The organism is Actinobaculum suis, from assembly GCF_900102025.1.
GTDB classification, from domain to species: domain Bacteria; phylum Actinomycetota; class Actinomycetes; order Actinomycetales; family Actinomycetaceae; genus Actinobaculum; species Actinobaculum suis.
The window spans coordinates 74,306-88,865 of record NZ_FNAU01000010.1 but is presented as its reverse complement, the minus strand read 5'-3'; the positions used below and the strand labels follow the sequence as shown (position 1 = coordinate 88,865).

Genomic DNA, 14,560 nt, shown 5'->3' with positions numbered 1-14,560 from the left:
AGGCCCCAGACACCTTCGAAAAACACGCGTCAGCTACACTTGACCTTGCAGCATAAACACCACCCCCATGTCCACTTTCCGGGGGTCGGGCCCTAGAGCAGGTGCGTACGCTCGTAAGCTAGCGAGCCATCATCAGGAAACTGGTAAAGCTGTGCAACTTCTGCTGGAGTACGGGCCCATACCTGCTGCCGGCTGCTGAGCACTTGGCCAAAAGGGGAATTTTCTTCCGTAATCAGGGTGGAACTGAAGTGCGGGTACCCGGATACTCCGATGGTGCCAAATGCTCGCTGACGTTGGAAATAAACATAGAATGCAACCAAATCAGCTTGAGGCAGTATCTCGTTTACAAGGTTGACGAAATAACGGGCAATTGTCCGCCGGTCCCGGGAGGGATGAAGAATTACCAAGGCGTCAACCAGGCGCTGCGAAAACTGTAGATTTGTTCGCAAAGCGCCACCTTCCTTCCGAGCGTGAGCGGTAACAACTCACATCAGTATATCTATCTAATCTAGTCTCTATCGTCTTTTCGGAGGAGGGATATCTTCCCGAAATCATCCCCATAAGCCACGATCTTAGGGCCGAAAATCTATACGCTTGCGGCAATGAAATGCAGGTGCGTCAGGTGCGTAATGACGCTTGCACCGGATGCAAAGTAGCATCCGGGGAACGTGGAAGGAACGACATGGCTGCATATAAAGGTGTAGCAACGGACGCCGACGGTAATGTAAGCCTCGAAAAATCGGCGAAAAAATCGGCAGCTTCTGGGTTCTGGGGAGCCCTGGCCGAATATTATGATTTTGGCCTGTATGGTACGGCCTCGGCAGTGATTTTTCCGGCCGTATTTTTCGGGGCCGGGGAAAATCACACGCTAGCAAATATTGCTTCCCTGGCCTCGTTTGGTGTGGCCTATTTGGCCCGGCCGCTGGGGGCCGTAGTTCTCGGCCATCTCGGGGATACTTGGGGTCGGAAAAAGACTCTCCTCCTCACACTTGGTTTAATGGGTTTCGCTACCTTGATAATCGGCCTCTTGCCTAGTTACGACGCGATCGGTCCGGTAGCGGGCGTGAGCTTGGTGCTGATGCGATTGATCCAAGGTTTCTCGGCTGGTGGTGAGCAAGCCGGTTCCACGGCGATGACGTCTGAGTTGGCTCCGCCGGAAAAACGAGGCCGGCTGGTGGCCTTCACTATGCACGGCCTATTAATCGGCCAATTGTTGGGTATTGCCGCCTTTATCCCGGTTTCTACCAATGAATCATTTCTTCTCAACGGGGGTTGGCGCATTCCCTATTTCGTCGCTATTCCGCTGGTGATTTACGCTCTCTGGGTACGTTCGAAGGCAGATGAACCACGCGATGTGTATGAAGCGCTCGCTCGCCAAGAAGCGGCTAAGGATCCCACGGCCGTACAGGTGAAGCCAGAAAAGGTGGCGGCACCAGCTAAGCCGGCTCCGAAGAAAAAGAGTTCTCTCGCCGAGCTCTTTAAGTATCACTGGCGGCAAGTTATTCGCGTAATGGCAATGGCCCAATATGCAATTACCGGTGTGCTCGTCTCGAACTACATGCTTAACTACGGTGTCACCTATTGGGGCTGGGAAAAGGCCACCCTGTTAGCGCTCGCCACGGGAACTCTAGTTTTGGGTGTTCCTATTCAGCCGCTGTGGGCCGCACTTTCGGATAAGATCGGCCGCCGCCCGGTATATCTCATCTCGATGATTTCGCTACTGGTGCTGTTCCCCTTCGTTTTCTGGATGATTCAAGAAGGCAACTTGACGGTATTAGTGATCCTTCTCTTCGTTATTGGCCTGCTCGCGACCGGCGGCAACGTGGTGCAAGCTCCCATGTATACCGAAATGTTCCCCACGCGTTTGCGGATGACTGGTTATGCCGTATCCACTCAGATTGGCAATATTATTGTTGGCTTCACTCCGATGATTGCCGCCCTTCTGGTACGTCCCGGAGCCTTCGGTTGGGTACCCGTGCTTACTTTTACCTCCATCATGATGGGGCTGGGTATATTGGCCTGCCTCTCCACCCCGGAAACCAAGGGAAAGGTCATTACGGACGATCTGGAACAGGAAGTAGCAAGCCACGCTGGCAACTAAAAGCTAGGAAAAGGCGTAATTTATTGTAAAAACGCATTAGGGCAGCGGGGTGGTGGAGACGTAGAAAAATACGCCGTAAACACTTACACCGGTTGTGGGTGCTCCCAATATCGGTGGTGTGGCGCTCCTGTAATCCAAGCGAGAGAGAATCAAACAAGCGCGAAGGCCTCGGAATGCCCGGGGCCTTCGCCGGTCGAGCTAGTCGATACGCGCGAGGAGTAACCCGTCGCCAATCGGCACGAGGGAGGTGGTTATCCCCTCCGTGCGGGAGAGGTGTTTGATGAGGTTACGGGTGGCGACGACGTCGTCCTCCCGCCGGGCCGGGTCAGCTACTTTTCCTCCGAGCAAGGCATGAGCCACCACGAGGAGCCCGCCCCGGCGGAGTAGACGCAAACATTCGGTAGCGTCTCCTTCGGCTTCCAAAGGATCACCATCTAGCAACACGAAATCGTAGGAGCTGGTGGCCAGGCGCGGCAAAATATCGGCACTGGCGCCATTAATCACGCGTACGCGCCCAGCTCGCGCCCCGGCTTGCCGGAAAAATTCGCGGGCATGATGCTGTGCTTCGGATTCGATATCGATCGTGGTGAGAGTAAGGCTAGAATCTTGGATCAGGTAGAGCCCGGAAACTCCGGTACCGGTACCAACTTCTACCGCCGCGGTAGCACCGGAAAGAGCGGTGAGCATTCGCAAAAAATTTCCCGTCGCTGGAGAAATACTCCGAATCCCAAATTCTGCTGCCAGATCGCGAGCGCTGGCCGTAATGGGATCTTCCACCACGGATTCTTCCGCGTATGCCCATGCCTGCACAAAATCGGCCATTCCTGCTCCCTGTAAATAAAACTAGCTGCCCCGCGGCGGTGGGGTAGTGTGCTGTTCCCGCTTGCGCGGTGTTGCTCCCGCTTGCGCGATGTTATTCCCGCTTGCGCGGTGCTGTTCCCGCTTGCGCGGTACGAATCCATCTTAGGCGAGTTGGTCCGGTTAGGGCTTTTTGGCAGGCGTGACTCTGCTCTATGCCTTGCGGCAGGTTGCCGGCTGCCCGCGGTAGTTACCGGACAGGTTTCCCGGTTAGTTTTGGTGCGGCCGGGGCCGCTGGCTGAGCTGGGTGGCAATTTCCCGCAGTTCCTTACCAGCTGCTGTTTCCACGAGGGAGAGTACGGCGGGGGTGCCGGCGTCGGCCCCTTCTCGGATGGCGGTTTCAAAAGGAACCTGCCCGAGCAACGGAACTTCATAACCGAGCTTGCCGCTGAGCGCCCGGGCTACCGTTTCGCCGCCGCCCTGCCCAAACAAGTATTCACGTTGCCCATCCGGCAGTACCATCCAAGACATATTCTCGATCACCCCGGCAACCGGTTGGCCGGTCTGTTTCGTGATCGTGCCTGCCCGTTCGGCAACGTCGGCGGCGGCCGATTGCGGAGTAGTAACCACCACGAGTTGGGAAGTGGGGAGCAAAGAACCCACTGAAATTGCTACATCGCCAGTGCCGGGCGGCAGATCCAGGAGCATTACGTCAAGCTCGCCCCAGTACACGTCTGCAAAAAACTGTTCCAAAGCTTTCGAAAGCATCGGGCCGCGCCACATTATCGGCGAATTATCGCGCACAAACATGCCGATAGACATCACTTTCACCCCGTGGGCTACCGGTGGCACGATCATGCCGTTGAGCTGTTGGGCGGGCGTTTCTACCCCGAGCATGCGCGGGATCGAAAAGCCATAAATATCGGCGTCTACCAAACCGACCCGCAACCCATTAGCGGCCAGCGCGGCCGCCAGGTTCGCACACACGGAAGATTTGCCCACCCCGCCCTTTCCGGAAGCGATCGCGTAGATACGTGTGGGCGAATCGGGGGCCGCAAAAGTGATTTCCCCGCGCACCTGTTTTCCGCGCAATTTGCGGGTCAGGTCCTGTATTTGCCGCGGCGTCATGGAACCCATGGTTACCTGTACGTCTTGCACCCCGGCTACGCTTTGGGCGGCTTGACGCACATCCCGTTCAATGGTGTTACGTAAAGGACAGTCCGAAGTTGTAAGCAGAATCGAAATCGCCACGTTCCCGGATTCGTCTATAGCAACGCTGTCCACCATATTCAGTTCCGTAATTGGGTGGCGTAGTTCCGGGTCGATAACTTTACTGAGAGCATCCACAATTGCTTGCTTCGTGACCATACGCAATACCCTACCCGGCACGCGTCTCGCATTGGCGGTACCTGCGGGGCGGGGTGCTAACGCGTCTCACAGTGTCGGCGCCAGCGAGGTGCGGCGCTAAGAAGTACGCTGGTAACTCGGGATTACACCGCTGTGTTTAACTCCGCGTTTCCGGTACAAACTAACAGTACAAACCGGGTGCGCATGGGTGTATACAAGGTGCGTACAAGAAAATTTTCAATATTGGCCGGCACTTCCTCACCTGCCGGCCCCGGCGGGAAATAGCTCTGGAACAAGGAAGGAAACCGGGCATGCAGGTGAAACAACACCAGAGAGTTCGTGGTCTTGACGGCTTGCGAGCGATTGCCGCATTTATTGTGCTCGTGTTCCATATTTGGCCGGGCGGGATTGGCTATATCGGGGTAGACGTTTTCTTCGTCCTTTCCGGTTTCCTTATTACTTCGCTGCTCACGCGGGAATATCACCGTGAGGGGCGGATTGATCTTCCACATTTTTGGCGAAAGCGTATTCGCCGCCTTACCCCCGCGGTCACGGTAGCCACGATTGGCACGTTGGCGCTGGCCCGTATCGTGGGCGGGGATGCGCTCGTACAGTTGCCCTGGCAAGCATTCGGCGCGGTTACGGGGACCTATAACTGGTTCCAAGTGGCTAACGGTTCTTCCTATTTCGAATCACAGTCCCCGCGTTTGCTTACCAACATGTGGTCGCTGGCGGTGGAGCAACAGTTCTATCTGCTCTGGCCGCTAGTCGTGCTCGCTTTGGTGGCCCTGGTTGGCTCGCGGCGGATAGCGGTGTGGACGTGCCTGGGTATCGCCGCAGCTTCCGCAATCTGCCAACAAGTTTTGGTTTCCGGTGCCGATGACGTTACGCGCGCTTACGTGGGTACCGATTCCCACGCTTTCGGGCTCATGATCGGCGCGGCAATCGCTTTCGCCCTCCCGGAAGCCATCAACGGTGCGCCGCTGCCGGTGGGCCGGCAAACCAAAAAGTATCTCGGGATCGGTTCCTGGGTTTGCCTCGCCGCGTTGGTGTTAGCCGGAGTTTTCGCCCCCGAAACGCGGTTCATGTACCCGTGGGGTTCGCTGCTTGCGTGCCTGGCAAGCGCGGTAGTTATCCTCGGTCTACTAGGCGGGCGCGACGCCGCCGCCCACCGCCTCGTAAACCTGCTCGATAAACCCGTTATGGTCTGGTTGGGGGAGCGGTCTTACGGGATTTACCTGTGGCATTGGCCGCTCATTGTGCTCGGTTTTTATGCTTTCAACCTGCGCAACTGGACGGTAGCCGTTATCGTTATCCCGCTTTCCATCCTGCTCGCACACCTGTCCTTCAAATATGTGGAAACCCCGGTCCGTAAACACGGTTTCCGGGCTTGCGCACGCAGTTTTGTGCACGGGTGGTTGGTTTCCGGCGGTTGGCGGGAACGGGCGACGGCGGCCCTCACGGCCGTAGCAATCGTGCTTGCCGGGTGGGCTCTTGCCACTTCCCAGCCGCAGTCTTCTGCCGAAGAATACGTGACGGCCGGCCAAAAATCCCTCGAAAACCGGGCCGGTAAAGGCGCGGCTTCAGCCAGCCCAGACGATGAAACTCCGCACGGTGCCGGCGGCGACGAGCACGATGCTGGAAGCGATAAACAGGCGGCAGACAGCCAGGCATCCGGTGGAGATAACTCTGCTGCGGCCGGGAAAACCGGGGCGGATGCAGATACGAAGCAGACCGGTGCGGGCGCTGATTCGGCTGCCGGGGCCGGCGCGAACCAAGCTAATGATCCGGCCGGGGCAGGAAAGCCCCAGGTGACAGAGCCACCTTTTGTACCGCTTGCGGCAGATGGTTCGAATGTGACGGTGATTGGTGATTCGGTGACGGTAGCGGCCTCTCCCGCCCTGCAGGAACGCATGCCGAATATCGCCGTCGACGGTGAAGTTTCCCGCTCTATCAAACCCGCACCGGGAATTATTAGCAGCATGAAACAGCAGGGGACTTTGCGCCCCTACGTAGTATTGGCACTCGCCACTAACGGTTCGGTGAGCGATGCCGATTGGGCCGCCGTCAAACAAGCGCTCGGAGAAGACCACCGGATCGTGCTCGTTACCGGATATGGGCCGGCCAATAAAACCTGGATTAGGGAAGCAGCTGAGAAAATCCGGGAAATCGCGGCCACCGATCCGCACGTGCGGGTAGCCGATTGGGAACCAATCGCCGCCGCCCACGAAGAACACTTAGCGGGCGACCGCGTACACCCAGACCCGACCGCGGCCGGACTGTACGCCGACGAAATCCTGCGCGCCCTGCAAAGCTTCTAGGCTAAACCCTGGAAAGCCTCTAGAAAGCTAAGCTTCCGGCGGCGTAGATTCTGTTGCGGTAGATTTTCTTGCCGTAGATTCTGTTGCCGTAGATTTTGGCGCTGTGTTTTCTGGCGCTGTGTTTTTTGGCGTCACAGATTTTTGGGACGAAGAAGAAGCGGCCCGGTTTGCATCGTGTTGGTTCGCAACCTCGCTGGCACTGGCCTCGGTAGCGCCGCTGGCACTGGCTTCGGTAGCGCCGCTGGTACTGGTAGTACTGCGGGTAGCGGCGTCGGCACCGCTACTGGCGCGAACCATTTGGGCGTATTCGGCTTCGACGGCGCGGCGGTCATCTTCTGCCCGTTCAGCTACCAGGCGGTCAAGTTCAGCCTGTAGTTCGGCAATACGCGTTTCCCTTTCGGCCAACCGGATCTCCCGGTTCTCATCCAACTCATCACGCAAATCATTGAGTTCGGAACGCACAAAATCGCGGGTTGCCAATTCCCCTAAAGCCATCCGTAAACCTGAAATCTCGCGCATCAGATACTCGGTGTCATTGAGATTGCGGGCGGCGCGTTGCCGGTCTTGCTCATTGGCTACTTTGTCGCGTTCATCTTGCCGGTTTTGGGCCAACAGAATCATTGGAGAAGCATAAGAAGCTTGCAAAGAGAGCATGAGCGTCAAAGCGGTGAAACCAAAATCGGCCGAATCGAACCGCCAAGCTTCCGGGGCGAGCGTATTCCACCCCAGCCACGCGATAACAAAAATCGTCAGGTAAATAATGAAACGCGGGGTGCCTTGGAAACGGGCGAGGCGCTCCACCATCTGCCCGGTAGCTTCCGGATCGCGGCGTTTGCGGTGGAACCAACGCTGCCGCCGTTCTAGGGGCTTATCAAATTCCTCAGTGGACATCGGATCCCTCCTCCTCGTTATCGCGTTCACGCCAATCTTCCGGAAGCAGATGATCAAGCACATCATCTACCGAAACTGCACCCAGCAAAGAACCGGCATCGGTCACAGGAATCGCCGTCATGTTATAGGTAGCAAGCTCGCGGGTGACATCTTCAATACTGGCTTCTGGTTCCAAACCCACCACGTTCGTATCCAGGATAGAACCGAGCAGGGTAGCGGGTGGTTCGCGCAAGGCCCGTTGCAAATGCACGGCACCTAAATACCTGCCAGTGGGAGTTTCCAAAGGCGGGCGGCACACAAATACGATCGCCGCCAAAGCCGGGGGAATATCAGCCCGGGAAGCCGAAGCCAAAGCTTGAGCTACCGAAGCATCCGGGCCCAAAATAATCGGGTTGGGCGTCATCAAACCGCCCGCGGTACGTTCGTCGTACCGTAGCAAGCGCCGCACGTCTTCTGCTTCCTGGTCGCTCATCGATTCCAGAAGCACGGCCGCGGTATCGGTAGGCAGGTCGGCCACTAAATCCGCGGCGTCATCCGGTTGCATAGCATCCAAAACGTCACCGGCACGGGCCACATCCAAACCGGCTAGCACTGTAGCCCGATCCTCAGTACCCAGCTCTTCCAAAATATCGGCGAGCCGTTCATCCGTAAGTTCGCGGGCTACCGCTTGCATTCGGTCTACAGGCAGATCGCGCAAAATATCGGCCACATCGGCCGGGCGCATATCGCTAATTTGCGCCACAATCGTGGAAGCACCTTGGGAACGGGCCGGGGAGGCCAACCCTTCCACTTCGCTCACTTTCACGATCTGCGATTTGCGGGAAGCAGAACCGGTGCCGCGCACATACAGTTCGGTGAGTTCCCATTCGCGCAGCTTAGTCCGTTCTATCGCAATATCGACCACGCTCACCCGTTCCCCTGTAGCTTTCAAAACTACTTCCCGGTCCAAAAGTTGGGCGATTACTAAGGTTTCCATGGGGCGCTGTTGGAAACGGCGAATATTGAGCACCCCGGTGGTAAGTACTTGCCCGTTCGCTATCGCGGTTACCCGGGTCAAAGGGAGAAAAACGCGCCGGCGGCCAGCCACATCTACCAGCAAACCAACGGCCGAAGGTGCTCCCCGTAATCGGAACACCACAACTACGTCCGCTACTTTGCCAACTGCATCTCCAGCTAAGTCGAACACGGAAGTGCCCGCCAGCCGTCCTACAAAAACGCGTGTACTGGTAGCCATGGTGACCTCCCCAAAAAATAATCAGGCCTGGGCATATATTGGCCTGCCGGCCGGCTCATCCTATCGGTTCAAAAGAAATTTTTGCCGCATGTAGAGAACCTGCGCAAGGCCCTGCCCGGGCCTTGCGCAGGCATAAAGGTAATAGGTAACAAGTAAGTAGGCTACCAAGTGCCGATTGCGGTGTTACACCAGTGGCGCAAAACCGCATCAGCAAACGGTTTTGCTTACTTGTTGAGAATCTGGGCCATCCAGTTTTCAACACCTTCGATGGTCCGCGGGATATCTTCGGAGATGCGTTCCACACCGTTTTCAGTGACGAGCACATCATCTTCAATCCGTACCCCAATGCCGCGGAAGCGTTCGGGCACCTTCAGATCATCGGCACGGAAGTACAGGCCGGGTTCAATCGTGAACACCATACCCGGTTCGAGTTTGGCATCCACATACATTTCCCGCCGGGCAGCCGCGCAGTCATGCACGTCCAAACCCAAATGGTGCGAGGTGCCGTGCGGCATCCAGCGGCGATGCCATTGCGGGCCGTCCTTACGCAAAGATTCGGCCGCGGTGCCCGGGAGCATACCCCACTTTTCGAGCCGGTCTGCCAGCACTTCCATCGCTGCGGCGTGCAGGTCGCGGAAACGCGCGCCGGGACGGTTAGCAATTTCTAGCGCGTAGTTAGCGGCGTCGAGCACGGCCTGGTATACCTCGGCCTGATCTGCCGTGAACTTGCCAGAAACCGGGAAAGTACGGGTGATATCTGCCGTGTAGAGGGAATCGAGTTCCACGCCGGCATCAATCAGGATCAGATCTCCCGGTTTGACCTGGCCATCATTATCCTGCCAGTGCAAAGTATTGGCGTTATTACCAGAGGCGGCAATCGTCTCATAGCCCAGGCCGTTACCTTCTTCGCGGGCGCGTTGGAAGAAAGCGCCTTCCACTACACGTTCACCGCGGCTGTGTGCCACCGCGGCCGGAAGGGAAGCAATAATATTATCGAACCCGGAGTGCGTGGCCACCACGGCCTTGCGGATTTCTGCCACTTCCCACGGGTCTTTACGCAAACGCAGCTCGGAGAGTGCTTGGGCAAGTTCCAGATCGCGGGCCGAGTTATCTTTCTGCCCGGCGCTTTGCCGCAATTCCTCTACCAGCGCTTCCTTTTCCACGCTGGATGCGGGCACTACCCGCATTTGCACTTGCCCGAGGTCTTTAGCTAAAGCATCGCGCAAAGTAGCCACATCTGCCGTGTGAATTCCGGTTTCGTTTTCGACGTCGCGCAGGGAAGGGCGTGCCCCTACCCAAAATTCGCCGTGTGCCGCATCGGCATAAAACTCTTCCGAGCTACGCGAAGCGCGCGGGAAAATATAGAGCGTAACATCGTGCCCGCCTTCTTCACGCGGGTTGAAAACTAGTACAGCGCCCGGTTCTTTTTCTTGCCCCATGCCCGTCATATGCGAAAAGGCGGAGTGGGCCCGGAACCGGTAATCAGTATCATTGGCCCGAACTTTTGGTTCCCCCGCGGGTATTACCAACCGTTCGCCGGGGAACGCTTTCGAGAGTGCCGCGTGGCGAGCGGGCAGATAATCGGCCACTTCGGCGCGGGGGCGCGGGGCGGGACGCGGCCCCCAATCACTGCCCATAAATTCGCGGAACTCCACCGAGGAGGGTTGTTGCGAGCGATTATTACCGCGCGCCTTTAGTTCATCTTTTTCCTGTTCATCAGCCATATTCCCCATTATCGCACCCGGGGGCTAGAAAATGCGATAACGCGCGCCAAAAAGCAAGAAGCAAGAAGCAAGAGTAGCGCGGCAAGAACCGCCAGGCCGGCCAGCGGGCTTGCGGCCCGCGGGTTTTGCGTTTTGTTGACCGGTGTCCAGCGGGCCTGCGGCGCGCGGGTTTGCGGCGCGCGGGTTTGCCTCCTGGAGGGGCGGAGATATTGGCTACCGGCATAGAATTGTGCGTATGGGTGGTATTTTTGCGCGAACGGACACGCACACGCACACTACGGCTTCGGATTCAACGGTGACTCCGAGCGAACTAATGGCACAAGCCGCGGACTTGGGACTCACTGCCATCGCGGTTACGGATCATGACACGATAGACGGTTGGGAAGAAGCAGCCAGGGCGGTTTCGCACACCGGGGTAGCGCTCTTGCGCGGCATGGAGATCTCAGCCCACTACCACGGCATTACTGTGCATATTCTGGGCTATTTATTCGATCCCGAAAACCCGTATTTGGTGCGCCATATGGAACGCGTGCGCGAATCGCGCCTGCACCGAGCCCAGGAAATGGTGGCCCGCCTTAGCAAAGATTTGCCCCTGCACTGGGAAAACGTAGTAGCAGTAACCCCGCCTGGCGCTACGATCGGCCGGCCCCATATTGCCGATGCGCTGGTAGCGGAGGGGGTAGTAAAGAACCGCAATGAGGCTTTCGCGAGCTATCTAGCTGATTCTTCGCCCTATTATGTGCCGTACTATGCGCCGGAAGCCGTGGCAGTAATCGGCTGGATCCGGGAAGCCGGCGGGAAAGCAGTGTTTGCACATCCGGCGGCCGCCCAGCGCGGAAAAATGGCTCCGCCTGCCGCTTTAGAGGAATTTGCGCAGGCCGGGCTGTTCGGCGTCGAAATTGATCACCCCGAAAATGCTGTACATTTACGAGAACCCTTGTGGCAACGTGCGCAATCCTTTGGGTTGGCGCGTTTTGGGGCGAGTGACTACCATGGGCTTGGTAAAACGAACCGGCTCGGTGAATATCTCACCGCTCCGTCTGTGGTGGAGGACCTCGTCGCCGGGACGCATTTGGAGGTCATTCGCCCGTGACATTTGATGTTGAGCTCTTCTTGACAACTTTCGCCACCCTGCTGGTGATTGCGGATCCTTTTGGTAATTTGCCGGTGTTTTTGGCGCTAACTCAGCGTAATACGCGCTCCGAGCGCAACCGGATTGGGTGGCAGTCAGTGCTCACCTCCGCCATCGTGTTAGCAACTTTCGGGTTGTTTGGGCGCTTTATCCTGGACTTGCTCGGTATTTCCGTGGAAGCGATGCAGATTTCTGGTGGCATCTTGTTGCTTCTGGTTTCTCTCCAGTTGATGAGTGGAAGTACGGAAAAAGAGCCGACGCCGGAGCAGACCAAGGTCAACGTAGCTTTAGTGCCACTCGGGGTGCCGCTCATGGCCGGGCCGGGCGCGATCGTGGCCATTATGATCGCCGTGCAAGATGCCCGCACTTCTTCTTTCGGTGCCGTGGGCGGCATGTTGGCGGTAGGTGCGGCTTTCATTATTTTGCACCTGGTGGAATTGATAGTTTTCCGTTTCGCTAACCCGCTCCACCGGCTCCTCGGGGAAGGCGGCACGGTGTTCCTCACCCGCATTTCCGGCATGTTACTTTCTGCGATTTCCGTGCAACTCATTATTTCCGGAATACTGGGCGTGATCGCCGCGCAAAGCTAGCTAGCCTTGTAGGTAGCTAGCCTCGTTCGCCTAGCTGGTCTAACCGGCCTAATTAGCTAGATAGCACAGTTAGCTAGATAACACAGTTAGCTAGATAGCACAGATAGCGCTAATTGCCTTAGCGCAGCACCGGCGCGTGAACCGTGCCTGCTTGGCGAGTGCCGTGTGCCGGGTGCCGCCGGCTCCCGCTTTGGCCCGGCTACCATTTTGGCTACCGCGGCCTGCAGGGTGTACCGCCGGTATATCTGATTGCCGTTCCCACCAGCCGCGTGTTTAGTTACCGCGCGAACCACGTGAAGCATCAAGGTGGGAGAGCCGGCTGCGCTTGACTTGCGAGCCCAAGGCATTCCCAGAAGCATGATTATTCCGCTGCTTCGCGCTGCCATTTTGCCGCGGTACCGTGCGGGTCCGCTTTACGGTGTTGCGCGCGGCTTTGCTTTGCGGCCGTGCGGTTTCGCGTTGCTGGGCGGTATGGCGTTGCCGTGTAGCTTCGCGTTTCTGGGCCGTTTTGCCATGCTGTGCCGTGCCCTTTGGTTTCGTTGCGCCACTGGAACGCTGCGTCCCAGTATTGTGCTGGCGCTTTACGGTGGTACGAGTTTTTGCGGATTCGCCTTGTTTTTGTTTCGTGGCCGCCGCTTCGAGCGTAGCGGTGCTCAACCGGCGCCGACGCCGATCACCGGCTACCGGCATGCTCGCGGTTTCCCGCTGGCTGGATTGACGTTCGCGCGTACTAGCACGCCCGTCCCGGCTGGCACTTCCGGTACGGCTGGCTCGGCCAGTGCGCGCCGCGCGTTCACTACGCCCGCCCCGCTTACCACTACTGCGCCGTTCGCCGCGCGCTCCCCGCCCGCTCTGTGGGCCGCGAGCGCCGCGCCTACCGCGCCCGCTTCGCCGGCTGCGGCCGCCATCTAGATCTTCGATTTTTTCTGCCGCCAGGCCCGCCAAAGTACGTTCTGATTTGGGAAGCGTAGAACCGACTTCTTCCGGAATGTCCAGATCCGAATACAGATGTGGGGAGGTGTGGTACGTCTCTACCGGTTCCCCAAGTTCGAGATCAAGCTGTTTATCAATGAGCTTCCAGCGCGGCACATCGTCCCAGTCCACAAAGGTGATAGCCGTGCCGCGGCTGCCTGCCCGGCCGGTCCGGCCAATCCGATGCACATAAGTTTTCTCATCTTCCGGGCACTGGTAGTTGATCACATGCGTAACATCATCGACGTCGATCCCGCGCGCCGCCACATCGGTAGCGACCAGCACATCAACTTTCCCGTTCCGGAAAGCCCGCAAAGCTTGCTCGCGGGCGGCTTGCCCCAAATCGCCATGTAAAGCGGCGGTGGCAAAACCGCGGCGCTGCAGGTCTTCGGCAAGGCGTGCGGCCGAACGTTTGGTGCGCGTAAAAATCAAAGCGAGACCGCGCCCGCGTGCCTGCAAAATTCGGGCTATCACTTCGTCTTTATTCATCGCGTGTACGCGGTAGACGAGCTGGCGAATATTCTTCACGGTTTGGGAATCATCGCCGGGAGCCTGCGCGCGGATATGGGTGGGCTTGTGCATGTAACGGCGCGCCATTGTGATTACCGCGCCGGGCATAGTGGCGGAGAACAGCATGGTTTGGCGCCGGTCTGGTACCTGGGCCAAAATTGTTTCGACGTCGGGCAAAAAGCCGAGGTCTAACATTTCATCAGCTTCATCCAACACTACGGTTTTTACGTGGGAGAGCTGCAAGGCCTTATGCCGCATCAGGTCGATAATCCGGCCTGGGGTTCCCACCACGATATCGGCACCGCGCCGCAGCTCCTCATATTGCGGCTCATAGGCAACTCCGCCATAGATTTCCACCACGCGTACAGTGCGATGTTTACCGGCCATCCGCAATTCGCCCGCTACCTGTTTGGCAAGTTCGCGGGTAGGTAGGATAACTAGACCTTGGGGGAGGCCACGCAAGTTTTCCGGTAGTTTTTCCCACTCAGTTTCATCCGGGCCCACCGTGTTTTCTAACATGGGGATACCAAAACCGAGGGTTTTGCCGGTACCAGTTTTGGCTTGGCCGATAATATCGCGCCTTTCGAGTGCTACCGGCAAGGTGAGTGCCTGGATGGGGAAGGGGAAAGTAATCCCTTCTTCGGCAAGCGCGCGCACTATCGGTTCAGAAACTCCGAAGTCGGCGAAAGATTTTTGCGTCAGATCTGGCGTATTTGAGCGTGCGGAAGTAGTTACTCCTGATGACATTCATTTTTCCTTATCCGGGTGCGGAGCACCCACAGTAGGGCAGAAAGGCGAGTGTGGGACGCCTTCGCTACCAATCGGCAATGCGCAACAAGCGCTGGCGGCGAAAACCTGCGTGCCGCCGCGGCAGCCGATCGCGGAAATTCATGTAATCAAGATCCAAAAAGCTATACGACCGGGCAACCATCGCAAATAG

General features: G+C 57.6%; 10 protein-coding genes and 1 pseudogene. 4 read left to right on the top strand and 7 right to left on the bottom strand.

The features are described from left to right. Window positions 1-92: 92 nt before the first annotated feature. Window positions 93-449: a hypothetical protein gene (locus BLT47_RS06570; protein WP_074662998.1), complete on the bottom strand. Its 357-nt coding sequence runs from the start codon at window positions 447-449 to the stop codon at window positions 93-95. 233 nt (window positions 450-682) lie between these two features. Here BLT47_RS06570 and BLT47_RS06565 point away from each other — a divergent pair, with 233 nt between their 5' ends. Then, window positions 683-2,101, top strand: a complete 1,419-nt coding sequence (locus BLT47_RS06565) for an MFS transporter (RefSeq protein ID WP_049619282.1) — start codon at window positions 683-685, stop codon at window positions 2,099-2,101. Between the two features lie 198 nt (window positions 2,102-2,299). Here BLT47_RS06565 and BLT47_RS06560 read toward each other — a convergent pair whose 3' ends face one another. Together BLT47_RS06560 and BLT47_RS06555 are read right to left on the bottom strand one after the other, a co-directional pair. Next, window positions 2,300-2,923: an O-methyltransferase gene (locus tag BLT47_RS06560; protein WP_049619283.1), complete on the bottom strand. Its 624-nt coding sequence runs from the start codon at window positions 2,921-2,923 to the stop codon at window positions 2,300-2,302. 246 nt (window positions 2,924-3,169) lie between these two features. Beyond that, window positions 3,170-4,273 (bottom strand): Mrp/NBP35 family ATP-binding protein, encoded by a 1,104-nt coding sequence (locus BLT47_RS06555; RefSeq protein ID WP_407706108.1) that lies wholly within the window; start codon window positions 4,271-4,273, stop codon window positions 3,170-3,172. Window positions 4,274-4,557: 284 nt separating this feature from the next. On the opposite strand from BLT47_RS06555, the gene BLT47_RS06550 reads away from it, so the two are divergent. Next, the gene (locus BLT47_RS06550) at window positions 4,558-6,567 is read left to right on the top strand and encodes an acyltransferase family protein (protein ID WP_074662992.1); all 2,010 of its coding nucleotides are present in this window, start codon (window positions 4,558-4,560) and stop codon (window positions 6,565-6,567) included. A gap of 27 nt (window positions 6,568-6,594) precedes the next feature. On the opposite strand, the gene BLT47_RS09605 is transcribed toward BLT47_RS06550, so the two are convergent. The 3 genes from BLT47_RS09605 to BLT47_RS06535 all read right to left on the bottom strand — a co-directional run bounded on the left by BLT47_RS09605 (window position 6,595) and on the right by BLT47_RS06535 (window position 10,416). Next, window positions 6,595-7,458: a DUF1003 domain-containing protein gene (locus BLT47_RS09605; RefSeq protein WP_256332567.1), complete on the bottom strand. Its 864-nt coding sequence runs from the start codon at window positions 7,456-7,458 to the stop codon at window positions 6,595-6,597. Further along, on the bottom strand, window positions 7,448-8,692 hold the full coding sequence (locus BLT47_RS06540) for a magnesium transporter MgtE N-terminal domain-containing protein (protein ID WP_049619286.1): 1,245 nt from the start codon (window positions 8,690-8,692) through the stop codon (window positions 7,448-7,450). The genes BLT47_RS09605 and BLT47_RS06540 overlap by 11 nt, the downstream gene beginning before the upstream one ends. A 224-nt stretch (window positions 8,693-8,916) precedes the next feature. Next, window positions 8,917-10,416, bottom strand: coding sequence for an aminopeptidase P family protein (locus tag BLT47_RS06535; protein WP_074662988.1), 1,500 nt, complete (start codon window positions 10,414-10,416; stop codon window positions 8,917-8,919). A gap of 235 nt (window positions 10,417-10,651) precedes the next feature. On the opposite strand from BLT47_RS06535, the gene BLT47_RS06530 reads away from it, so the two are divergent. After that, complete coding sequence (locus BLT47_RS06530) at window positions 10,652-11,509, top strand: PHP domain-containing protein (RefSeq protein WP_065414521.1); 858 nt, start codon at window positions 10,652-10,654, stop codon at window positions 11,507-11,509. After that, window positions 11,506-12,138, top strand: coding sequence for a MarC family protein (locus tag BLT47_RS06525; protein ID WP_049619292.1), 633 nt, complete (start codon window positions 11,506-11,508; stop codon window positions 12,136-12,138). Before BLT47_RS06530 ends, BLT47_RS06525 begins: the two co-directional genes overlap by 4 nt. Before the next feature lie 699 nt (window positions 12,139-12,837). On the opposite strand, the pseudogene BLT47_RS06520 reads toward BLT47_RS06525, so the two are convergent. Continuing rightward, window positions 12,838-14,367 (bottom strand): annotated as a pseudogene (locus BLT47_RS06520) (DEAD/DEAH box helicase); the annotation flags it as partial. Between the last annotated feature and the right edge of the window lie 193 nt (window positions 14,368-14,560).

What these genes read in the sequence shown, in the direction of transcription:
- BLT47_RS06565 (WP_049619282.1), top strand. Translation starts at nt 683, where the DNA reads ATGGCTGCATATAAAGGTGTAGCAACGGACGCCGACGGTAATGTAAGC.
- BLT47_RS06560 (WP_049619283.1), bottom strand. Translation starts at nt 2,923, where the DNA reads ATGGCCGATTTTGTGCAGGCATGGGCATACGCGGAAGAATCCGTGGTG.
- BLT47_RS06550 (WP_074662992.1), top strand. Translation starts at nt 4,558, where the DNA reads ATGCAGGTGAAACAACACCAGAGAGTTCGTGGTCTTGACGGCTTGCGA.
- BLT47_RS09605 (WP_256332567.1), bottom strand. Translation starts at nt 7,458, where the DNA reads ATGTCCACTGAGGAATTTGATAAGCCCCTAGAACGGCGGCAGCGTTGG.
- BLT47_RS06540 (WP_049619286.1), bottom strand. Translation starts at nt 8,692, where the DNA reads ATGGCTACCAGTACACGCGTTTTTGTAGGACGGCTGGCGGGCACTTCC.
- BLT47_RS06535 (WP_074662988.1), bottom strand. Translation starts at nt 10,416, where the DNA reads ATGGCTGATGAACAGGAAAAAGATGAACTAAAGGCGCGCGGTAATAAT.
- BLT47_RS06530 (WP_065414521.1), top strand. Translation starts at nt 10,652, where the DNA reads ATGGGTGGTATTTTTGCGCGAACGGACACGCACACGCACACTACGGCT.